The sequence below is a fragment of the Myroides sp. C6-3 genome (assembly GCF_050522425.1).
In the GTDB taxonomy this organism is placed as follows: Bacteria; Bacteroidota; Bacteroidia; order Flavobacteriales; family Flavobacteriaceae; genus Flavobacterium.
This window is the reverse complement of record NZ_JBMVQP010000009.1, coordinates 76,663-98,901: the sequence shown is the minus strand read 5'-3', so window position 1 is coordinate 98,901 and position 22,239 is coordinate 76,663. Positions and strand designations below refer to the sequence as shown.

The window sequence follows — 22,239 nt, the reverse complement described above, 5'->3', positions numbered from 1 at the left end:
CTATATTTGAAAGGATTCAATAACCGCAGCGCACGGAATGAATACAACTTACAACCTTACAACGAATTATATTATGAATGAGTTAGTCGTTCTACTTGTAGATGACGAGACGAAGGTAGCCGAAGTTTTAAAATACCGATTACAACACAGCATTAAGCTACAACATAAATTGGTGTTTTATACGGCAAAGTCGGTCGCTGAAGCAGTAAAAATGATTGAACAATATACCCCTGATCTCGTTTTCTTAGACATCCAAATGCCCAAAGAGAACGGCTTGGCTTTGTTTGACTACTTTCAAACGCCTCTTTCTTTTGAAGTAGTGATTACAACCGCTTATAGTCAGTATGCATTAGAAGTATTAAATAAATATTCTTGTTTACACTATTTATTAAAGCCCATTGCAGTTGATCATTTGCAAGTTGCCTATGACAAATTTGTCGAAAAGGAAGGGCAACAATCTTTTATCAAATTAATTAAGCACAATCAGAAACGCGATGTAGTTCCCGTTGATGCAATTGTCTATTGTAAAGCGGATGACAATTATTGTGAAATCTATCTACGCGATCAAAAGTACTTGGTTTCGAAAACCTTGGGAGCCGTTTCAGCTAAATTACAACATGCTCAATTTTGCAGGGTAAATCGTTCGTATCTCGTAAATATGAAGCATGTCAAACATATCGAAAATGGAACAAACCGCCTTGTTTTTAAAGACGAAATCGTTATTAATGAACAAGAAATTAAGCATGATATTTTGATATCAGCTGCGAAGATGAGGAAATTGAAGGAGTTTGAACTATGATGCGATGGGTGATCTTCATACTTGTTGGATTCGCCATGCCTCTTCTTTTTGCCCAGTCGACAGTAACGAAACGTTATACAACAGAGGATGGATTAATCGCTAATGATGTACGCGTGCTGTTGATGGATAGCAAGGGAATACTTTGGATTGGATCAAGAGCAGGCCTTAGTGTGCGTCAACAAGGGAAAATTGTTATCGATGAAGAAGCTCTTCAACGGCGGTTTACCAATATTACAAGTCTGGTTGAAGACGATCAGCAAGGGATTTGGATTGGAAGTTATGGACAAGGCGTTTTGTATAGAGGAAAGACAGAAACGCTGTTGTTTAATGAAAGCAGTGGATTAACAGCAACGCGGATCAATAGCTTGTTTGTTAGTTCTTCTAAATTGTATATTGGAACTTCTGAGGGAATTTCCCTGATTGATATCGCAACTAAAAAAGTGATACCTTCTCCCGCTCAAAATACGTGGGATACGCCAAGTTCTGTTTCTAGTTTTTATCAAATCGGTAGTCAGGTATTTGCTACAACAATCAACCATGGTGTGTTTCGCATTGAAGAAGACCAGTTACATTCTGTGAGTGAAGAAAAAGAGGTTATAGCTTCTTTCTATGACAAAGAGAGACAAACCTTGTTTTTAGGGTTGAAATTTGCGATTGAAATTCACCAGTTTGACAACGAGCTACCTCCACTAAAGAAAAAAGTAAAGGGGACGCGTTTTTTTCAACAAGTAGAAGATCAAGTGTACTGGGTTGGGGCAACTATACTCAATGAAGGAGGAGGGATTTATGCTTGGAATGGACAAGGAATTGATAAACGCAACGAAGAGTACGGGATTGAAAATGAAGAGCTTTACAGTTTAGCCTACGATGCTAGACGAAAGTTTTTATATGTAGGTAGTAAAAAACAAGGGCTATTTCAAGTAGATCTAGATTCTCCTCTGCGCTTTGATCCGCGGTTTGGATCTATAGAAGCCCTTACACTCCTAGGAGATTCGATTTATGTTTTTGGATCCAAAGGATTGTGTATCGCACACCAAAATAATAGTATTCGAACTATTGACAAGTCAACGTTCAAAGCATATCAACTTCAGTACAAGCAACCGTTTATCGGGGTTACCACAAGAGAGAACAATTTTTTTGAAATTGAACATCGCATCCCCGTAGAGCAAGTTCAATTTTATAAAGCTATTGCTAACCAACGTTCAATTTGGGTAAGTACAAATATTGGTTTGTTTCAATTGAATACCCAAGGAGGAATTGAAAAATATTGGGGCATTCACACCTATCAATTTGATTTTTTTCAAAATCAACTGATTGAAACCGATCCTTATGGTGGTGTGCGCCTATATAAAAATACAGCAGCTTTTCAATATGATTACCTCGACAGAGCCGATGGTGCTTTTGTTCCTCGAGATATTGTGGATATGGTAGAAGTAAAGGGAAAACTGTATTTAGCAGGTGCTTTAGATGGCTTGTATGTTTTTGAAAATAACCGCTTTAGATCCCTATATCAAGAAGGTGTTTTTACTGAAAATCGGCTAAAATTTATCGCGAAAGGAAAGGAACATGAGCTTTTTGTAGCCACCGATTTTGGTGATATTTACTGCTTAGATGTTAGTGGATCACAACCCGAAATAAGTTATAAAATTGAGCAAGAGAAGCTGTTAGGATATGGAATAACTTTTCTTCATTATGTTGATGATCAACTTATTATAGGAACTAGTAAAGGGGTTACAGTGATAGATCCCAAAGGAGTATTTTTGTTTAATAAAGAACAAGGGCTTGCTAATTATAATGTTAAGAGTAGTGCTGTCCTCAATGATCAATTGATATTGGGAACAGATACTGGATTGTACACCTTGGATCTTTCCTATTTCAAACCTAAAAAGATCGCGTATAATCTTGTGATTGATGCAGTTAAAGTGAATGAGTCAAAGCTCGATGTAAAGAAAGAAGCAATCAGTACAACCAAAACGTTAGACTTGGCTTACAATCAAAACTCTATTTTTATTGACTTTGTATTATTAGGAGCAAAGTACCCCTATAAATTGAAGTTTCAGTATCGAGTAAAGCCTACGGAACACTGGATGGACTTGGAGCAGCCTTCACTAGCTTTGAACTATTTAAATGCAGGAGTGTATCCTATTGAGATTAAAGTTATCGACTACGATAGTGGAAATGAGCAAGTTGAGACCTTGCTTGTGGTAACCATTGCTCCTCCTTTTTATTATAGTTGGTGGTTTTTTAGCCTCCTTGGCTTAGCTGTTATTGGCTTCATTTATTTTCTCATACATCGAATCAAACGACAACAAGTCATTCGCGATAAACAGTTGCGTTATGAGAAGAAGGTAGCTGAATTAAAGGTGCTCTCTGTTCGGAGTCAATTGAATACCCATTTTATATTTAATGTTTTGAGTTCTTTTCAATACTTTATTATCGCACATAAAGAAGAGGAAGCGCTGTACTATCTTGAGCGATTTGCCTCACTAATTCGAAAGACACTCAATTTATCCATGGTGGAAGAGGTAAGTTTAAAAGAGGAGATCGATTATATTCAAGGTTATTTTGAATTAGAAAATATGCGCTTGGATGAAAGGGTGACACTTGAAGTTACGATTGATCCACAGCTCAATCTTCATCAAGTGATGATTCCTCCTTTATTACTTCAACCTTTTGTCGAAAACAGCTTGGTTCATGCCTTCCCCGAAAGTATCGTGCATCCCAAAGTTCATCTGCTCATCTATCAAGTGAATGACGATGTTGTTTTGGAGGTGATTGACAATGGAATTGGCAATCAACAAGGTTGTGCCAAGCCAGGCAGCCATGAGTCTATGGGAATGTATCTGGTGAAAGAGCGGATGAAAATGATACAGGCGTATTTAGAAGAACATTTGTGTATAGAGGCGACTGAAGGAGGAACTCGTGTTCGCTTGGTTTTAAAAGAGGCAAGTAGATAAAAAGCTCGGATCTCGTCAATTATTTGTTAAGAAGAGAGAAAAAAGCGAGAAAGGATTGTATTATTGCTTTTAACGAGGTACAATTGAAACAGAATCTTACTCCCCGTTTTAATTTATAAGGAATTGATATGAAAGGAAAACTATTGTTTGTTGGCATTTTTGTTGCCTATTTTTTGGCGAATATATATTTAGGTATTCGCGTTTATCCTTTAGTAGAACAAGCGCTGTGGAGTGTACAGGTAATGTATGTTGTAGGAGTGATTTTTTTAATTCTTTCACCACTATTATTTTTTGCATTTAGAAAGCGTGTAGGCGTTCCTGAAGCGGCAATTCTATATAAAGTAGGAACAGGGTGGTTAATGCTTATTATATATTCTTTTTTATTGGCCTTGTTGGGAGAAGTGGTCTTGGTATTCGCTGGTAAATCTCTGATACATATTAGACCAGAGGGACTTGCCATAGCCAAGCTTCACGCTTTTTTTATTGTGGGAGGTACTGCTATTATTGCATTGATAGGCAATTTTAATTACTATAAGAAAAAGGTGATTACCCTTGAATTGGAAACGGAGAAACCATTAGATCAACCGATTAAGATGGTTGTGTTAAGTGATTTACATTTAGGGCATGCAATTAGTCGTAAAGAATTGAAGCGCTGGGTGAACTTTATTAATCAACAAGAAGCAGATATAGTCCTTTTTGCGGGAGATATTATTGACAATAGCTTGTTGCCATTGACCTATTATAAGTTGGATGAATTGCTTCGCGAGATTAAAAGTAAGCATGGTGTTTATGCCTGCTTGGGGAATCACGAGTATTTGGCTAATGTTGAAATGAGTTTAGCTTTTTTAAAGGAATCAAACATCACTATTTTGAGAGATGAGGTAGTGAATATAGGACAACTTCAGCTTATTGGAAGAGATGATAAATCGAATCCACATCGCAAAGCTTTGTCAGATTTGATGCAACCCGATTCGTCAAAAGTACAAATTGTCCTGGATCATCAGCCGTATGATTTGGCAAAAGCAGCTGAACAACACGTAGATTTTCAGTTTTCAGGGCATACACATCGCGGTCAAGTATGGCCTTTTTCTTGGATTACAGATTATTTGTTTGAACAATCTCATGGTTATCTCAAGAAAGAGCATACACAGTACTATATTAGTTCGGGATTGGGAATCTGGGGCGGACGCTATCGCATTGGAACACAATCGGAATATGTAGTAGTTACCTTGAGAGGGAAGAAAGCATAAGCGGGAATAAAAAGAAAGTTAGCGCGCAAAACGTTGGTTTTTTTTTAATGGAGAATAAAAGGTTATTTTTGTCAAAATTTTGTGAAGTGAATTATTTATCAGTAGAAAATATATCGAAATCTTTTGGGGCACATACCTTGTTTGAACATGTGTCTTTTGGTATTAATAAGGATCAAAAGATTGCTTTTGTAGCAAAAAATGGGTCGGGTAAAACGACGATTTTGAGAATCCTAACAGGAGCAGATCACCCGGATAGTGGGCAAGTGGTAATGCGCAAAGGAATTCGCATGGAATTTTTATCTCAAGAACCCAATCTTCAAGATGAACTGACCATTGAAGAGAGTATATTCGCTTCCGATAATGAAATTTTAAAGGTAATTGAAGCGTATGAAAAAGCGTTGGAGAATCCAGAAAATCAAGAAGCATATCAAAGTGCTTTTGAACAAATGGATATCCACAATGCGTGGGATTTTGAAACACAATACAAGCAGATCTTATTCAAACTTAAATTAGACGATTTAAAGTTGAAAGTGAAGACGCTATCCGGAGGACAAAAAAAGCGCTTAGCTTTGGCTATTATCCTGATCAATAAACCTGATTTGTTAATCTTAGATGAGCCAACGAACCACTTGGATCTAGAAATGATCGAGTGGCTAGAAAATTACTTTGCCAAAGAAAATATTACGTTGTTCATGGTCACGCACGACCGTTTTTTCCTTGAAAATGTATGTAATGAAATTATCGAGTTAGACAATGGGATTATCTACCAATACAAAGGAAATTACTCGTATTATCTAGAGAAAAAGGAAGAGCGAATCGCCGCTGAAAATGCGAGTATCGATAAAGCTCAAAACCTATTTGTCAAAGAGTTATCTTGGATGCGAAGACAACCGAAAGCACGTACTACGAAATCGAAATCTCGTATTGATGATTTTTATGTAATCAAAGAAAAAGCGCACAGCAGAAGAAAAGAGCATCAAGTTGAGCTTGAAATCAATATGGAGCGTATGGGAAGTAAAGTAGTTGAATTACACAAGTTGAACAAATCATTCAACGGGAAGGTTATCCTAAACGACTTTAACTATATGTTTAACCGAGGCGAACGCATTGGTATTATCGGTAAAAATGGATCAGGTAAATCCACGTTCCTCAATATTTTAACCCAATCCATGAAACCTGATACAGGGAAAGTTGTGATTGGAGATACCATTAAAATAGGCTATTACACACAAGGAGGAATTACAATCAAACCCGAACAAAAGGTCATTGATGTGATTAAGGAATTTGGAGAGTATATTCCCTTGGCAAAAGGTCGTTCCATTTCTGCAGGGCAATTATTAGAGCGCTTCTTGTTTGATCGCAAGAAACAGCATGATTTCGTTGAAAAGTTAAGTGGAGGAGAATTGAAGCGTTTGTATCTGTGTACTGTGTTGATTCAGAACCCCAATTTCTTGATTCTCGATGAGCCTACAAACGATTTGGATATTGTAACCTTAAATGTATTGGAGAGTTTCTTATTGGATTATCCTGGGTGTTTAGTTGTGGTTTCACACGACCGTTATTTTATGGACAAGATTGTCGACCATTTATTTGTGTTTAGAGGAGAAGGTGAAATTGAAGATTTCCCTGGAAACTACTCTGATTTTAGAGCCTATGAGGATAGTATTGAACCCCTAAAAGACGAAGCGCCTAAAGAAAAAAACAACTGGAAAGAAAACCAAGTAAAAAACGGATTGACCTTTCAAGAACAAAAGGAATTGCAGAAAACGGAACGTGAAATGGCAAAATTAGAGGAGCAAAAACGACAAATAGAAGAAGAATTTGCAGATGGAAAGGTTGCCGATGATCAAATTGAAACCAAAGCAAATCAGTTGCAAAAAATAATAAAAGAACTCGAAGAAAAAGAAGAAAGATGGTTTGAATTATCAGCCAAAATAGAGGAGTAGTTTGGAGTCAAAAAATAGAAGAAAAGAGGACGATAAAAAAAATAAGCTCCTCTTTTTTTGTGCTAAAAACTAAATAAAGGTATAAAATATAGCAAAAATTTAAGAATTTTACAAGGCTTTAAATGTTAAAGTTTTTTCTTGTATCTCTTTGTTAATCAAGGTTTGTGTGTGAATGGAAGGTTAAGGCAATGTAATTTAACGATTAAAAAATAGGCGAATTTAAAAAAGGGGGTAACTTTGCGTAGTGAAATTTCAAGTGGTGACAGGGCTTGAGAAATTAATTTTAATGAGAAAAAAATGTTCTTTTTTTATTGGCTTATTACTGCTTTTAGGTGGAGTTTTTTCGGGTTTTAAAAAGTATGAAGTCATACTTTTAGAACAGTATAAAATCGTCCCTACAGAAGAGCTTTCGTATCATTTTCCTGCTAAGAAGAGTATCAAGGAAGTGAAAACAACAGAAGCTACAGTAATACCATTTACAGGGAAAACCTATATTGGGTTTAAACAAGCCCTAGGTGCAAGAGAATCTAATGGCTTGTATCGAATTGTTAACTCTTTTGGTTACATCGGTAAGTACCAATTTGGAAGGTTAGCTCTAAGATCAATTGGAATTTTTGATTCTGAAGAGTTTTTAAATGATCCGCAATTACAAGAAAAAGCATTTGATGCTTTGATTGCAAAAAACAAATGGATTCTTAGAAACGAGATTAAAACGTACGAAGGAAGAAGAATCGATGGGATCAGAATCACAGAGTCTGGAATTTTAGCTGCTGCACACTTAGGTGGGGCAGGATCTGTGAGAAAGTATTTAAAAAGTAATGGTGCTAATTCGTTTAGCGATGGATACGGAACTTCTATCAAAACCTACTTAAAGAAATTTAGCGGGTATGATGTTTCAGAAATTGATCCAGAAAAAAATGCATTAGTAATGCTGTAAAAGTATAAAAGGCTGTCTACAAGTAGGCAGCCTTTTTTTATTGTTATCTTGGGAACAAAGCAAGGGGCGAAAGAAAAATCAAGTTTTAAAATCTTACTGATTTTGCATTTTATTTGGTAGATAGAAAATAATCTCTACCTTTACACCTTCAAAACAGAGAAAAATGAATTTTATACATGCAAATAATTGGTGGTGGAGCAACTTACGTCGAGATGTCGTGAGCTGTCCTGCTATTGGTATGTATGAAGTAAAAATATAACGGAACGAGTATATTATTCCTACACCTCTAAGGGCTTGTCATCACGACAAGCCCTTTTTTTGTGCCCTAAATTTTCAACGTAATCAAGAATCTAAAATAAACGAATATGAAGTATCAAGTGAATCAAGCTGGATTTTACGGCGATTTTGGGGGAGCATTTATCCCTCCAATTTTACAACCCATTGTAGCGGAACTACAAGCGATGTATGTCGAAATTATGGAAGAGCCAACCTTTCAAGAGGAGTATCAAAAGCTATTAGCAGATTATGTAGGTCGTCCTACGCCGCTTTATTTTGCAGAACGACTATCCGCACTATACAACACCAAAGTGTATTTAAAACGAGAGGATTTATGCCATACAGGTGCGCATAAGATTAATAATACCATTGGTCAAGTGTTAGTGGCTAAACGCTTAGGGAAGAAGAGAATCATTGCCGAAACGGGTGCAGGACAACACGGCGTTGCTACAGCTACTGTTTGCGCTTTAGCAGGAATGGAATGCGTGGTCTTCATGGGAGCTACAGATATTGAACGTCAAGCACCCAATGTAGCGCGTATGAAAATGTTAGGCGCTGAGGTTCGCGCTGCAAAAACAGGAACGCAAACCTTAAAAGAAGCGGTGGATGAGGCTTTGCTCTACTGGATTGAAAACCCAGAAGATACCTACTACTTAATTGGGTCTGTTGTTGGACCACATCCCTATCCCGATATGGTCGGGCGTTTTCAATCGGTGATTTCTAAAGAGATTAAAAAGCAACTGTTAGAGAAAGAAGGGGTAGATAAACCCAATTATGTGATTGCTAGTGTTGGGGGAGGAAGTAATGCAACAGGGGCGTTCTACGAATTCTTAGAAGAAGAAAGCGTGAAGTTGATCGTTGCAGAAGGAGGAGGATTAGGTGTAGATAGCAAGCAAACCGCAGCTACTTCATTTATTGGGAAACCAGGTGTATTGCATGGAAGTAAAACACTATTCATGCAAGATGATACAGGTGAACCTTTAGAGGCGTATTCGATTTCTGCCGGATTGGATTACCCTGGTTTTGGTCCACTATTCGCCCTCATGAAACAAGAAAATCGAGCAGAATTCTTCGCCATTAAAGACGCTGAAGCGATGGAAGCAGGCCTGAACTTGTGCAAATTAGAAGGAATCATTCCCGCTATTGAAAGTTCACATGCACTGGCTGCTCTACAACATAAAACGTTTTTGCCAACTGATATAGTAGTCGTAAACCTTTCCGGTAGGGGGGATAAGGATTTACAAAATTATACTCACTACTTTCAGTTGTAGTTTTTTCAGGAAAAAGCCCACGTAGGAGTGGGCTTTTTTGATGGATAAACATGTTTTTTAAAAAGTAACGGCTTTATCTGTTTGATTTTCTATTGTACGATTAACCTTGTTTTTTTTTCCTGCTCTAACATCGTAACTAATGCTTAGAATAAACATATTACTATTATCCCATATTTTTCCAATACGCATATAATTGACGTACTGTTTATCCAATGTATTTTGTTTGTAAGTAGCGGGCATACCTAACCAGTAAATGCCTGTTGAGAATTTCCAATTGTTGTGTTTATAACTTAAAAAGAGGTCACTTGTATTTTCTTGCGAATATAATTGAGCCCCCTGTAAACTGTAGTAACGGATATTAAATTGATAGTCCAAACTAAAATTCTTGTAAACAGAAGACACAATGAAATAATTTTCAATGTAATCATGTTTTAAAACTCGACTATCACTTGTTTTAAATCTTTGGTTAGTAGGGGTAAGATTAATTTTAAAAGTTAGAATATCAGTGCCAAAGGGTTGAATACTACCTGTTAATTGTACACCATGCTTTTGTGCGTGTATGGCATTTTCATACGTTAATTTGTAACCTCTTACAATTCCTTCTTTCAAATCTTCTCTGTATAATTGATTATAAGGATTAGTCGTGTAAGTGAAAAAAGCATTCAGTGTAAGCTCTAAATTTTTTGAATGAAAAGAATAAATTAAATTGTTGGTAAATGATTTTTGAATAACTAAGTGTGGATTTCCAGTTTGAGTTATATGTTCCACAAGCTGTATGATATTACTACTTAGAGCAGAACTTGATGGTCGTAAAGGACTATAGGAGCTTGACAATTTTAAGCTATGATGCTTTGATAGTTCATATCCAATAACTAATTTAGGCGTTGGCGTCCAAGTATTGATATTTACATCCCTATTCTTGTTATTACTATTGGTTAGACCTACCCCTAATCGATACATGAAGCTGTTTGTTTTACCAGAAAACTCAGTGTATAAATAGTGTTCTGAATAGTTTACTGTGTTGGTGGAGAAACCATTTAAATTGAGTAGATTGTTTTTGACAGTTTGATATGAAAATCGATAACCTGAAGTTAATTTGCCTAATTCAAATTGATGACCATGAGTAACTTCGCCTACGAAACCTTGTTGATCAGCTTCTAAAAGAGTTGAATAGTTATATTTCTCAACGTTATTAGATGCAATCCATTCTCTAATGCTATCATTATTCTTAGTAGTAAAAGTAGAACCTACAACATTGATAATAAATTCATCCTTATCCTTGATTTTTTTAGCATAATACAAATCTAAAGTTGGTTTTAGGTAATTCGTATTGGAATGATTATATAAAAGGTGATTAGCAACTATATCATTTTGTTGCACTAGATTAATTCCATGGGCATAAGCATAGCTAGTATTCAAATTTAGGTCTAATTTAGATTGAAATACATAGTTGTCTGTTTCCAGATTAGTATAACGTAAAGTAACTGATTGATCGGTATATCCAAAATATTCCTTACGTTCATCTTTAGTTGTGTAATGAACCTTATTTAAATCATACTCATATTTATTGACTGAAGTTCGATCTTTATAATCTCTGAAATAGATGTAGTATTCTAAAGCGAAATTATTTTTACCTTTTGTGATATTGGTGTATAAGGATCCATTTAAGAAGCCTGTTGTCAAGGCAGAGGTGGTTTCTATTCCAAACATATAACCCTGCTCTGGATTTCGAGTCATGATGTTTACTACTTGGTTTGCTCGATTTTCCCAACGAGTAGGAGGAATATCATAATATTCTACGCGTATTACAGATTCGGGTTTTATGGAGCGAATTTGTAAGTCTGTAGCTTCAATTCCATTAATTAGAAGTAAGGTTGTAGCTCCTTTTATACTAACTATTGTATTTGAAATAGGATCAAGATGTAATTCGGGAAGTGTGAGAAGTAAATCTTTGGCATAACGAGCTTTTTCGATAGCTTCTTGGTTGAATGTGTAACTTGTTTTGTCTATATATTTTTTTTTGCGTGGTACTGGAATTGTAATTTCTTGTATTTCATTTGTAACTACTATAGTGTCTTGCCCAATTGCTGTTTGCCCAAAGGATAATAGGTTTAATAACAAAAAAATGCAGGTAAATTTCTTTTTCATAGTTTTAATTTTTGCCCTTTTCTTGCAAGCTAGATCTTTCAAATCTTGCAACACAGATGCATCGCTCATTTAAATTATTAGTTAAATACTCGGTAGTTTAAAGAAATCGATTGGATATTTAGTTTTATTAATGTTGTAGTATATAACTGATTCTTTAGATATGTGTATTTAACTTTTTTAAAAGTAATAGGTTGATTAATAGGTTGTACCTATCCAAAAGGATGGTTTTTAGGAGAAATGAATTCTCGAGGGAGAAATGGGAGGAGAGAATTTAAGAATTCGACTTGTTACTTCAAGCTATCATTTTAGAACCTCATCGTATAAAATTAAATATTAATGATGCTCTTCACATATTATTAGTTCTTAGTTATAAGATGCAAAGAATGCGAGTTTTTTTTAGTTTAAATAACAACTAAATTTATTTCATTAAATAAAAAAAACGTTATTGATGAAACCGATTCAAGATACTTTTTACATAGAGAATGGGTTTAATGAACCATTAATTAAAATAGGAAAACAAGAATTTGTGCATTTGAAGACAATTAAAGCGTTGTCAAGAATGACTTGCAACACTATTTATGTTGTTGATTATCAGAAAAAAGTATTTGAATATGTTTCTAATAACCCGTTGTTTCTCTGTGGACATTCCGCCAAAACCGTAAAAAAGATGGGGTTTGACTTCTACTTAAAATATGTAGCCAAAGCGGATTTAAATCTACTTTTGAAAATTAATACAGTTTGGATGGATTTCTTTACTTGCTATGCACTAAAGAGAAAAAAGAAATATGCAATTTCATGCGATTTTCATCTTATTGATCAACAAGGGAGTAGCAATTTAGTACATCAAGAAACAATTCCTTTATTCTTAAATGATAAGGGAGAAATAGGAAAAGCAATAAGTGTAGTTTCTTTATCTCAAGCACAGAATCCTGGAAATATAAAGATTAGTACAAAAGGAGATGCAATAGTGTATACGTATAATTTGAAAGGAGGTTTTTGGCAAAAAGAAGGAAAGGTATGTCTTACAGCTAGAGAAAAAGATATTATTCGTCTAGCAGCTCGAGGCTATACGATGAAAGAGATTTCTCAGCTGCTTTTTATTTCATTTGGGACAGTGAAATTTCACCGGAGAAATGTATTTGATAAGCTCGGTGTTAAAACGATGACAGAAGCGGTTATGTATGTCATGCAAAATAGACTGGTTTGAAGTAACTAGTTTACTCTATTCCTTAAGTACCTGTTAATACGTAATTTTAAATTAATATATATGAATGAGAATTTGTTGTATGCAATGGTTAAGCAATGCCATATAAATAGTACAGCCTTTTATTTAAACACTACAAATGAAGAGGTTGAATTATTGAAAAGAAAGATGAAAAGAACCCTATTGGGAATTGTCATAGGAGGACCAATTTTGTTTTTTATTTTATCTTCCTTTTTTCTTGATGAAACAAGCATACTCATTATTGTTTTGAGTAGTACACTCATACTTTGTCTTGTTTTTTATACATTTCATTTTAAAAAAGCACTTCGATTTAAAAAAGAGGGAAGTGTCATTACTAATAGAGATTTATTACAAGCAAATTGGGTGACTTTAGATAAAAAGTATGAAGCATTAGATAAGTTTCACTATGTATTAATCAAATCCAATCTTTTAGTAAAGAGTACTAAGAAAAGTATTGGATTGCTGGTTGAAATTGAATCGAAATTACGTGGTGTTGAAAAGAGATCACGTATAAAAAAAGAGAAATTTTTTATTGTGATAAGCTCTATTTGTGCTCTTTTTCTAGGCGCAATATGGACTGCTGTCATTGAAAAGAATACGGAGGGAACTATGGTGGTTAATTTGTTAGCATTTGCTTTAGTCTTGATTCTCTTTTGTTTGGTTTTATATTATTATTCTCGTTTAATTGTATTTGAAGAAGTAGATAGATGTGATTTAATTTGTAATCGATTGAATGATCTGAAATTAAAATTAATGAGTAATAAGAAAAAAAAGATTAATCTACACAAATCGAATAATTAATATTATTTGATTTTTTACATTAAATAAAAAATCCCCATCCAAAACAAACAAATACTATATTTGCACCTGTTTTAATAAAATTACACTATGATAACAGTTAATGATGTTGCGGTCCAATTTGGTAGTACAACGCTTTTCAGTGGCGTGAGTTTCTCCATTAATGAAAATGACAAAATTGCCTTAATGGGAAAAAACGGTGCAGGTAAATCTACTTTGCTCAAAATTGTTGCAGGGGTTGACAAACCTTCGTTAGGGTCTGTTGCTGCACCAAGAGAAGCCGTAATTGCTTATTTACCACAGCATTTATTAACTGCGGATGATTGTACGGTTTTTGAAGAAACATCCAAAGCGTTTGCACAAATTTTTTCGATGAAGAATGAAATTGAGCAAATCAATGAAGAGCTAACGGTACGTACGGATTATGAAAGTGATGCGTATATGAAGTTAATTGAACGTGTATCGGAACTAAGTGAGAAGTTTTACTCCATCGAGGAAGTAAACTACGAAGCAGAGGTAGAAAAAGTATTGAAAGGGTTGGGATTCTTACGTGAAGACTTTACTCGCCCGACGTCTGAGTTCAGTGGTGGATGGAGAATGCGCATCGAATTAGCTAAAATCCTCTTGCAAAAACCCGATTTAATTTTACTCGATGAGCCGACCAACCACATGGATATCGAAAGTATCCAATGGCTAGAGGAGTTTTTGTTGACACAAGCCAAAGCGGTTATGGTCATTTCCCATGACCGTGCATTTGTCGATAATATTACCAACAGAACAATCGAGGTAACCATGGGGAAAATCTACGATTATAAAGCGAAATATTCGGATTATCTCGTATTGCGTCAAGATCGTAGAGCACATCAGTTGAAAGCCTATGAAGAACAACAAAAGATGATTGCTGAAACTACGGAGTTTATTGAGCGTTTTAAAGGAACGTATTCAAAAACGTTGCAAGTACAATCACGGGTGAAAATGTTGGAAAAATTAGAAATCATTGAAGTGGATGAGGTAGATAATTCTGCTCTTCGTTTAAAATTTCCTCCTGCTGCGCGTTCAGGTCAGTATCCTGTTACCATTACTGAAATGGGTAAAACCTATGGGGATCATGTTGTGTTTAGGGACGCAAATCTAGTGATAGAGCGCGGACAAAAAGTTGCTTTTGTAGGAAAGAATGGAGAAGGGAAATCAACGATGATCAAAGCAATTATGAAAGAGATTGATTATACGGGAACCATTGAATTGGGACACAACATACAAGTGGGGTATTTTGCCCAGAATCAAGCTTCCTTATTGGATGGAGAGATTACTATTTTTGATACAGTAGATCGCATCGCAGAAGGAGATATCCGCACGCAAATTAAAAATATATTAGGTGCTTTTATGTTCTCTGGCGATGATATTCAGAAGAAAGTAAAAGTACTTTCAGGGGGAGAGAAAACCCGCTTGGCCATGGTGAAGTTATTACTAGAACCTTATAACTTATTAATCCTCGATGAGCCAACCAACCACTTGGATATGAAAACCAAGGACATTATCAAAGCGGCATTAAAAGATTTTGAAGGAACAGTGATCTTAGTTTCACACGACCGTGACTTCTTAGATGGATTGGCTGAAAAAGTATTTGAATTTGGCAATAAACGCGTCAAAGAACACTTCGAAGATATCAAAGGATTCTTAGCGCATAAAAAGATGGAAAGCTTACACGAGATCGAAAAATAAAACTTTCGAAAAGCATATTTTTTAAAACTCCTTCTCCTAAAAAACTGGCTGGCATGTGTTTTGTTAAGTTTTTTGAGAGAAGGAGTTTGTTTTTTTTACTGTTTATAAAAGATTTTTAGAAGCTGTACGAATCAAAGAAGCACTCTTTTTCTTTCTCCATCGGAGGATAGTATTATATTTGTAAAACGAATGAAAATAATGTTTCATAAAATGAAAAAGGTCGTATATTTATTGAAGCATTTAGGTGTAATTAACAACATTAAGTGAATGAAAAGAATAAACTTAAAACGTTTTTTTCTGCTTATCGGAGGAACTGTGCTTTATTTTTCTATGTCTGGAATTAGCTATGGACAAAGTTTGTCTTTTGCTGAGGCAATGCACGTGATGAATGAGGAGAATAGCTTGATAAAGGCAATGGAAAAACAAGAAGAAGTTCACCAATATGAATGGAAAGCCATGAAAGGGTTGCGTGCTCCTTCAATTAAAGCTTTCGGTATGGGTATTTACATGGATCGTTCTTTGGGATTAGATTTTAATGGACTGCGCAATCAAGTTGGAGATTTTGTGCATTTACCTAATGCAGAAGTACTAGGGAATTGGTCGGTAGATTTCAATAAACGCGATATGGCTTTTGGCGGTTTTATGGCTACTTGGCCGCTGTTTACTGGAGGAAAGATTAATGCTGCGGTAAAAGCAGGAAAGTTAAAAAGTGAAATTGGCGAAAAAGATTTAGCGCAAGCCAAGCACAAATTAATATCTGAATTAGCGGTTCGCTACTATACGGTCAAACTGGCAGAACGCGCCTTACTCGTGCGTCAAGAGGTTTTAACGGGTATGCAAAAACACCAACGCGATGCCTTGAAATTAGAAGAAAACGGCATGATTGCTCCGGTGCAACGCATGGCGGCAGATGTAGCTGTTTCTGATGCAAATCGCGAATTTGAAGCGGCAAAAAAAGACGCATCACTAGCGCGATTAGCCTTAGCTAACACGATGGAAGTAGAAGAGGTAACTGCGGATTTAAGCAGTGAGTTTTTTGTACTCCCTCGATTAGAAGAATTAGATTACTACCAAATATCCGCCACCGAGCATTATCCAGCCTTGCAAAAAGTAGCCTTGCAAAAGGAATTAGCCGATCAAGGTGTAAAAGCAAAAAAAGCAGCAAACTATCCAACGGTAGTTGCCTTTGGACAAACGATTTTAGCACATAATAATCCAATTAGTGGTTTAGACGTACTATATGATAACAACAAACCGTGGACTATTGGGGTTGGTGTTACGTATACCTTGTTTGAAGGATTTAAAAATAAAAATGAGATCCGCGCAGCTAAAGCGACGAGAGAAAGTGTAGAACTCTTTGAAGAGAAGGCTAAGTCTGATATTAAAATGTTAGTAGCGAAGCTGTATCAAGATATTCAAAAACAACAAGAACAAATCGAAAGCTTAACGACACAAGAAGCCATGGCAATGGAGTATCTCCGAGTGAGAAACAAAGCTTTTGTAGAAGGATTTGCTACTTCAACAGAAGTGGTAGACGCTGAATTAAATTTGTCTGTTGTCAAGCTGAAAAAATTACAGGCGCATTTTAATTATGTTGCGAATGTAGCTTCCCTATTTGAATACACCGGATTGAGTAATGAATTTGTCCAATTTGCAAAATAAATTGAAGGTAAAATGAAAAATAAAGTAATAAGTGCTATTGTTGGAATTGGCGTTGTAGCGATTGTTTTCGCTGTTTCTATTTGGTATATGAGTGCGCCAAAAGAGAGCTATATTCAAGGACAAGTAGATGCAACTCAAATCAATGTATCGTCTAAGATTCCTGGGAGAATTGATGATATTCTAGTCAAAGAGGGGGATAAGGTACAAGCAGGGCAAGTATTGGTTCAGATTAGTACCCCTGAGATAGATGCGAAATTACAGCAGGTAGAGGCTTTAAAAGCCGCTGCTCAGGCACAAGATGCAAAAGCAAATACAGGAGCGCGAAAAGAAGAAATTCAGGCGGCGTATAATATGTGGCAACAGGCGAAAGCAGGAGCTGATTTTGCGCAAAAAACGTATGCAAGGGTAGAAAACTTGTACAAAGAAAAAGTAATTCCCGCTCAGCAAAAAGACGAAGCCTATGCTAAATATACCGCTGCTCAAGAAGTAGAAAAAGCGGCACACGCAACCTATCAAATGGCAAAAAGTGGAGCGAGAACGGAAGATAAAGCAGCAGCTTTAGCGGTGTTTAACCAAGCAAAAGGTGCTGTAGAAGAAGTATTAATCTACAAAGGTGAAGGTGCGGTAAAGTCACCACAGGCGGGAGAGGTTTACACCATTATGCCTAACAAAGGTGAAATTGTTAATTCGGGCTATCCGATTGTCAACTTAGTTGATTTAAACGATGTCTGGGTAAACTTTAATATTCGCGAAGATTTAATGAGCAAGTTCAAAATGAATACTAAGTTTCAAGCGAAGATTCCCGCACTAGGCAATCAAGAAATTGAATTAGAAGTACAATATATTGCCGTTCAAGGGGATTATGCTACATGGAGCGCAACTAAAGCAAAAGGTGATTTTGATATGAAAACCTTTTTAATCAAGGCTTATCCTACACAGCAAGTGGAAGGACTAAGACCTGGCATGAGTGCTTTAGTAGTGGAAAGTAGTTTGAAGTAAAAATACAAATAACGTGAGTAAAGGTTTTTTATCCCTATTGAAAGAAGAGTGTAAGCGAATGCTGACAACACCTCGTATTTTGGTGTTGATTCTCGGTATTCCCTTGTTGCTATTTCTATACTATGGGGCTTTGTTGCGAGAAGGCGTTTCTCGAGATCTGCCTGTAACAATTCTCGATTTAGATAAAAGTAGTACTTCACGTAAACTAGCAAGTTTTATTGATGCTAGTTCAGCTATGCAAATCGTTTATGAAGTAAACGATGAATTGGAAGGGCAAAAAACGGTGCGTAGAGGAGATTCCTTTGCCTTGATTATTATCCCTAAAGACTTTCAGAAAAACGTACAAAAAGGAGTGAAAACCAATGTAACTTGTTACTATAACGGGCAGTATTTACTACCTGCTGGTTTAATTCAGCGCGATTTTCAGACAGCAGCGGGTTATCTTGCGGCAGGGGTCCGTACGATCGCATTGGAGCAAGGAGGTTTAACTCCTCCTCAAGCTTTGGCTGCTGTAGCTCCGATTAAAGTAGAAGAACATGTGCTATTTAATCCCTACACCAGTTATGAATATTATTTAGGGTTGGCTTTTATGCCGATGGCCTTGCAAATTATTATGCTGGTTGTTTCCATTTACGTTTTTGGCGTAGATCTAAAATATAGAAAAGGACAAGAATTAGTAGAACGTACGAACAATAAGGTTTGGATGGTAGCAGTAGCTAAAATCTTACCTTATACAGTTGTATTTATGGTGCTTGGGTTTTATATGAATGCTTATGTATTCTATGAATTAAGTATGCCTTTTAAGGGAAATTTCTTTGTTTTAAATGCCTTTTTCTTCCTGTTTATCCTAGTTTGTCAAAGTATGGGCTTCTTTTTGGCCTCAGTAATGAACAGCTTGAGAATTGCGCTAACAATAGGAGGTGCTTATGCTGCTGTAGCCTTCTCTTTTGCAGGGTATACTTTCCCTCCCGAAGGAATGAGCGGATTTGTACGTGGCGTAAACTACGTATTCCCCTTTCACTCCTATATGCGTTTTGTAGTGAATTACGCGATTCGCGGTATTTCATTCAACGCAGAACAAGCGGGATATTTAATTGCTTTTGCTGTATTTATCTGTTTAGGGTTGATAGGTATTCCGTTTTATTATAAAAAATTACAGAAAGGAGGCTATGATGCTTAGAGGATTTATAGAAAATTGCGCCTTGATTACGGAGTCTTGTAAAAGAGAAATCAAAATGATCTTCAAGGACTCAGCGATTGTGATTACGTATATTGTCTGTGTTCTCCTGGTTGCTTTTGTGTATTCCTATGTTTATTCGAAAGAAGTGATTACGGAATTACCTGTGGCTATTGTCAATCAAGATCAATCGAAGATGAGTTTTCAAATTGATCGCATGCTCGACGCTACGCCTCAATTGAAAGTTGATTTGCGTACAGCTAGTATGGATGTGGCTCAAGAGGCTTTTTATCAAGAAAAAATAAAAGGAATCATCGTTATTCCCGAGCACTTTGGTCGAGATTTACAAAAGGGTAAAGTACCGACGTTAGGCGCTTACTGTGATGCTTCTTATATGTTGTATTACAAGCAAACCTTAGGGGCTGTTATGGTTACGGCAGGTACGTTAGGCGGACAGGTTGAGGTGAATAAAATGATGGCGGGTGGAATGCCAATGAAACAAGCTGCCGCGACAAGACGTCCTTTCGATGTCACAGCTAAACCGCTGTTCAATATCAATGGAGGGTATGCTACCTTTTTGATGCCTGCTGTCTTTTTAATTGCTATTCAGACTTTACAACTGAATGGAATGGGAATTTTAGCGGGTACATTGCGCGAAAATAGAAGATTTGGTCAAGCCTTTGCCTACGCGACGGGACGATTTTCAAATTTCTTTTTAACGATAGGAAGAAGTTTAGCTTACCTGCTATTGTCTATGTTGATGATGTGGCTAGTGCTTGGTGTAGTAATGCATCTGTTTACTTTTCCACAACGAGGGAATTTAATTGAGGTCACTTTGTTTTTAATTCCATTCTTATTAGCCGTTTCTTTTTTGGGAATGACGCTAGCGAATTGCTTTAAACACAGAGAGGATTCGATTATGACTATTACGTTGTTTTCAATACCTACTTTATTGATGACGGGATTGTCTTGGCCAACAACAGCCTTCCCAACAGCAATTAAGGTTGTGTCCTTCTTTGTGCCTTCAACTATAGGAACCAAAGGATTTGTTGCTTTGACACAATTTGGCGCTTCTTTACAAGATATTAAAGAGCTGTTTATGCAAATGTGGCTGGTTTGTCTTTTCTATTTTATGTTAGCAGTTTGGACCAATTGGCGTCTGAGAAGAAAAGAAGGGGAAGTAACTTCCCAAGAGATATAAAAAAATAGGATCGCCTTGCGATCCTATTTTTGTATGGTTAGTTGATAAATTGCAGTTGGTAGTTCTGGATTATCTGGATCTGTACATAAAAAGAAGGAAACTTCTTTTTTCGTGTTTTTGTAAATCGTTATTCCTTCGAATTTTTGATCTGTACTGATGGTCTTCGTTTTCTCAAGCTTCATTTTCTTGGTGTTGATCTTTCCTACTATAGAGCCTTTGATTTCACCATCTGCATAGGTGGAACCCGAATCTTCTGCTGTTGCAATGAAATACAGCTCTTTATCTACCAAAACAGCATCCGTAAATCCCGTTTGTACGTTGTCTAGTTTGGGCAATTTGAAAGGGGTATAGGTAATTCTGAAGTTATCTAAGATACTCTCTCCTGTTACGACAAATACGCCATTTTGTTGCTTAGGACCATTTCCGCGGTTGAAAAAGTACCAAGTTTCCTTGTCGTAAACCACACCTTCAATGTTGAAATCTGCATCGTCTAAATGAGCAAAAGCTTTCATTGATTCATATAAAAGAGCTAAGGATTGCTGACTGACAGGCTCGTTGGTCATTTGGTGGATTTCATACAACGTTGTTCGGTTGGGTTTTGAACCTGATCCAAATAAGTAATAATTAATCCCGTCAAAAGTCATTGATTCTAAATCTGGTTTCTCTGCCTTTGCAATGTGTTCCTGCCCAATATAATCCTCCGTAAGGGGCGTTTTTCGCAATTCTTTTGAAGAAATATCGTAGTGATATAAATAGCTGCTATCATCTGCAATTAAATGAAGCTGCTCCTCTGCATAATACAAACCTGAAGCTGCACTTAATCCGATAATGTGGTATAGAAACTCTAAAGTCAGTTTTCTCATGGTTACTTAAATTGAATTTTATAAATTTAATACATCCGAACTACTTAATGAATTAAATTGATATGAGTTTTGAAAATAAATATAAAGCAATAGGGAAAACGAAACTAGCAAAGTTAGCGACGGTTCCCGATTTTGAGATGAGTCCTAAAAAAGCCATACGCAAATTAGAAGAAGTAAGTAGGAACTTGAGTAAATTTCAAGAATTGATGTATGCCCATAACCGCTATAGTTTTTTGATCTGTATTCAAGGAATGGATACTGCAGGGAAGGATAGCTTAATTCGAGAAGTATTTAAGTCGTTCAATGCGAGAGGTGTAGTCGTTCAGAGTTTTAAGAAACCTACAGCTACAGAATTGGAGCACGATTATTTATGGAGACACTATATTGCTTTACCGGAGAAAGGAAAATTTACCGTTTTTAATCGAACACATTATGAGAATGTACTTGTTTCTCGGGTGCATCCAGAAATTGTTTTAAATGAGCGACTACCACAAGTTACGAATACGGATCAGCTCGATGAATCCTTTTGGGAGCAACGCTATAAGGAGATCAGCAGTTTTGAAGAGCATATTAGTAACAATGGAGTCGTGGTGCTTAAATTCTTCCTACATTTGGGGAAAGACGAGCAAAAACGCCGTATTTTACGTCGATTAGGGAAAGAGAAACACCATTGGAAGTTTGCGCCTGAAGATGTTCGAGAGCGGGAGTTCTGGGATGAATATCAAGCGTGTTATGAAGAGGTCATTGAGAAAACAGCAACAAAAGCATGCCCTTGGTATGTGATTCCAGCAGATGATAAAGCGTTGTGTCGCTATATTTTTGCCCGTATTTTATTGGAAATAACGGAACAATTAACCGATGTTCGCTTGCCAGAATTGCCCGATCATATTAAGGATAACCTATCTAAATATAGAGAGCGATTGCTCAATGAGCCATAAAAGAAAAGGAGGAAACTCCTTTTTTTTATGCAAGTATTTGAAGGTGTGTAGTGTTTGTTTCTTTATTCTT

Annotated in this window: 16 protein-coding genes; 14 read left to right on the top strand and 2 right to left on the bottom strand. The window is 36.3% G+C overall.

Going from position 1 to position 22,239, the window contains the following annotated elements; genetic code table 11:
* Positions 1-37: 37 nt before the first annotated feature.
* The 6 genes from ACPDG9_RS05830 (at position 38) to trpB (ending at position 9,436) form a co-directional block, all read left to right on the top strand.
* On the top strand, positions 38-799 hold the full coding sequence (locus ACPDG9_RS05830; protein WP_430526819.1) for a LytR/AlgR family response regulator transcription factor: 762 nt from the start codon (positions 38-40) through the stop codon (positions 797-799).
* Entirely contained in the window at positions 796-3,756 is a 2,961-nt protein-coding gene (locus ACPDG9_RS05825; RefSeq protein ID WP_430526818.1) for a sensor histidine kinase, read from the top strand. The genes ACPDG9_RS05830 and ACPDG9_RS05825 overlap by 4 nt, the downstream gene beginning before the upstream one ends.
* Positions 3,757-3,884: 128 nt before the next feature.
* Positions 3,885-5,006 (top strand): metallophosphoesterase, encoded by a 1,122-nt coding sequence (locus tag ACPDG9_RS05820; RefSeq protein ID WP_430526817.1) that lies wholly within the window; start codon positions 3,885-3,887, stop codon positions 5,004-5,006.
* An 86-nt stretch (positions 5,007-5,092) separates the two neighbouring features.
* Complete coding sequence (locus ACPDG9_RS05815; RefSeq protein WP_430526831.1) at positions 5,093-6,952, top strand: ABC-F family ATP-binding cassette domain-containing protein; 1,860 nt, start codon at positions 5,093-5,095, stop codon at positions 6,950-6,952.
* A gap of 286 nt (positions 6,953-7,238) precedes the next feature.
* Entirely contained in the window at positions 7,239-7,889 is a 651-nt protein-coding gene (locus tag ACPDG9_RS05810) for a peptidoglycan-binding protein LysM (RefSeq protein WP_430526816.1), read from the top strand.
* A gap of 365 nt (positions 7,890-8,254) precedes the next feature.
* Positions 8,255-9,436: a tryptophan synthase subunit beta gene (trpB, locus tag ACPDG9_RS05805; protein ID WP_430526815.1), complete on the top strand. Its 1,182-nt coding sequence runs from the start codon at positions 8,255-8,257 to the stop codon at positions 9,434-9,436.
* A 57-nt stretch (positions 9,437-9,493) separates the two neighbouring features.
* Here the strand turns inward: trpB and ACPDG9_RS05800 are convergent, their stop codons facing one another.
* Entirely contained in the window at positions 9,494-11,584 is a 2,091-nt protein-coding gene (locus ACPDG9_RS05800) for an outer membrane beta-barrel protein (RefSeq protein WP_430526814.1), read from the bottom strand.
* A 448-nt stretch (positions 11,585-12,032) separates the two neighbouring features.
* Between ACPDG9_RS05800 and ACPDG9_RS05795 the strand changes: the two genes are divergently transcribed.
* From ACPDG9_RS05795 to ACPDG9_RS05765, 7 genes are all read left to right on the top strand, one after another.
* Positions 12,033-12,791, top strand: coding sequence for a response regulator transcription factor (locus ACPDG9_RS05795; protein ID WP_430526813.1), 759 nt, complete (start codon positions 12,033-12,035; stop codon positions 12,789-12,791).
* Positions 12,792-12,851: 60 nt separating this feature from the next.
* A complete protein-coding gene (locus ACPDG9_RS05790; protein WP_430526812.1) occupies positions 12,852-13,610 on the top strand; it encodes a hypothetical protein in 759 nt (252 codons plus the stop codon).
* Between the two features lie 87 nt (positions 13,611-13,697).
* On the top strand, positions 13,698-15,329 hold the full coding sequence (locus ACPDG9_RS05785; protein ID WP_430526811.1) for an ABC-F family ATP-binding cassette domain-containing protein: 1,632 nt from the start codon (positions 13,698-13,700) through the stop codon (positions 15,327-15,329).
* A 267-nt stretch (positions 15,330-15,596) separates the two neighbouring features.
* Positions 15,597-16,991, top strand: coding sequence for a TolC family protein (locus ACPDG9_RS05780; RefSeq protein WP_430526810.1), 1,395 nt, complete (start codon positions 15,597-15,599; stop codon positions 16,989-16,991).
* Between the two features lie 12 nt (positions 16,992-17,003).
* Positions 17,004-17,990 carry an HlyD family secretion protein gene (locus ACPDG9_RS05775; RefSeq protein ID WP_430526809.1) on the top strand — a complete coding sequence of 329 codons (987 nt, stop codon included), beginning with the start codon at positions 17,004-17,006 and terminating at the stop codon, positions 17,988-17,990.
* Between the two features lie 13 nt (positions 17,991-18,003).
* Entirely contained in the window at positions 18,004-19,170 is a 1,167-nt protein-coding gene (locus ACPDG9_RS05770; RefSeq protein WP_430526808.1) for an ABC transporter permease, read from the top strand.
* Positions 19,160-20,368, top strand: a complete 1,209-nt coding sequence (locus tag ACPDG9_RS05765) for an ABC transporter permease (protein WP_430526807.1) — start codon at positions 19,160-19,162, stop codon at positions 20,366-20,368. Before ACPDG9_RS05770 ends, ACPDG9_RS05765 begins: the two co-directional genes overlap by 11 nt.
* Before the next feature lie 23 nt (positions 20,369-20,391).
* Here ACPDG9_RS05765 and ACPDG9_RS05760 read toward each other — a convergent pair whose 3' ends face one another.
* Positions 20,392-21,231, bottom strand: a complete 840-nt coding sequence (locus tag ACPDG9_RS05760) for a DUF6929 family protein (protein ID WP_430526806.1) — start codon at positions 21,229-21,231, stop codon at positions 20,392-20,394.
* 62 nt (positions 21,232-21,293) lie between these two features.
* Between ACPDG9_RS05760 and ACPDG9_RS05755 the strand changes: the two genes are divergently transcribed.
* Complete coding sequence (locus ACPDG9_RS05755) at positions 21,294-22,169, top strand: PPK2 family polyphosphate kinase (protein WP_430526805.1); 876 nt, start codon at positions 21,294-21,296, stop codon at positions 22,167-22,169.
* Positions 22,170-22,239 lie beyond the last annotated feature (70 nt).

Excerpts from the sequence above, each read along its gene's own strand:
- ACPDG9_RS05830 (WP_430526819.1), top strand. The coding sequence starts at position 38 with ATGAATACAACTTACAACCTTACAACGAATTATATTATGAATGAGTTA.
- ACPDG9_RS05825 (WP_430526818.1), top strand. The coding sequence starts at position 796 with ATGATGCGATGGGTGATCTTCATACTTGTTGGATTCGCCATGCCTCTT.
- ACPDG9_RS05820 (WP_430526817.1), top strand. The coding sequence starts at position 3,885 with ATGAAAGGAAAACTATTGTTTGTTGGCATTTTTGTTGCCTATTTTTTG.
- ACPDG9_RS05810 (WP_430526816.1), top strand. The coding sequence starts at position 7,239 with ATGAGAAAAAAATGTTCTTTTTTTATTGGCTTATTACTGCTTTTAGGT.
- trpB (WP_430526815.1), top strand. The coding sequence starts at position 8,255 with ATGAAGTATCAAGTGAATCAAGCTGGATTTTACGGCGATTTTGGGGGA.
- ACPDG9_RS05800 (WP_430526814.1), bottom strand. The coding sequence starts at position 11,584 with ATGAAAAAGAAATTTACCTGCATTTTTTTGTTATTAAACCTATTATCC.
- ACPDG9_RS05795 (WP_430526813.1), top strand. The coding sequence starts at position 12,033 with ATGAAACCGATTCAAGATACTTTTTACATAGAGAATGGGTTTAATGAA.
- ACPDG9_RS05790 (WP_430526812.1), top strand. The coding sequence starts at position 12,852 with ATGAATGAGAATTTGTTGTATGCAATGGTTAAGCAATGCCATATAAAT.
- ACPDG9_RS05785 (WP_430526811.1), top strand. The coding sequence starts at position 13,698 with ATGATAACAGTTAATGATGTTGCGGTCCAATTTGGTAGTACAACGCTT.
- ACPDG9_RS05780 (WP_430526810.1), top strand. The coding sequence starts at position 15,597 with ATGAAAAGAATAAACTTAAAACGTTTTTTTCTGCTTATCGGAGGAACT.
- ACPDG9_RS05775 (WP_430526809.1), top strand. The coding sequence starts at position 17,004 with ATGAAAAATAAAGTAATAAGTGCTATTGTTGGAATTGGCGTTGTAGCG.
- ACPDG9_RS05765 (WP_430526807.1), top strand. The coding sequence starts at position 19,160 with ATGATGCTTAGAGGATTTATAGAAAATTGCGCCTTGATTACGGAGTCT.
- ACPDG9_RS05760 (WP_430526806.1), bottom strand. The coding sequence starts at position 21,231 with ATGAGAAAACTGACTTTAGAGTTTCTATACCACATTATCGGATTAAGT.
- ACPDG9_RS05755 (WP_430526805.1), top strand. The coding sequence starts at position 21,294 with ATGAGTTTTGAAAATAAATATAAAGCAATAGGGAAAACGAAACTAGCA.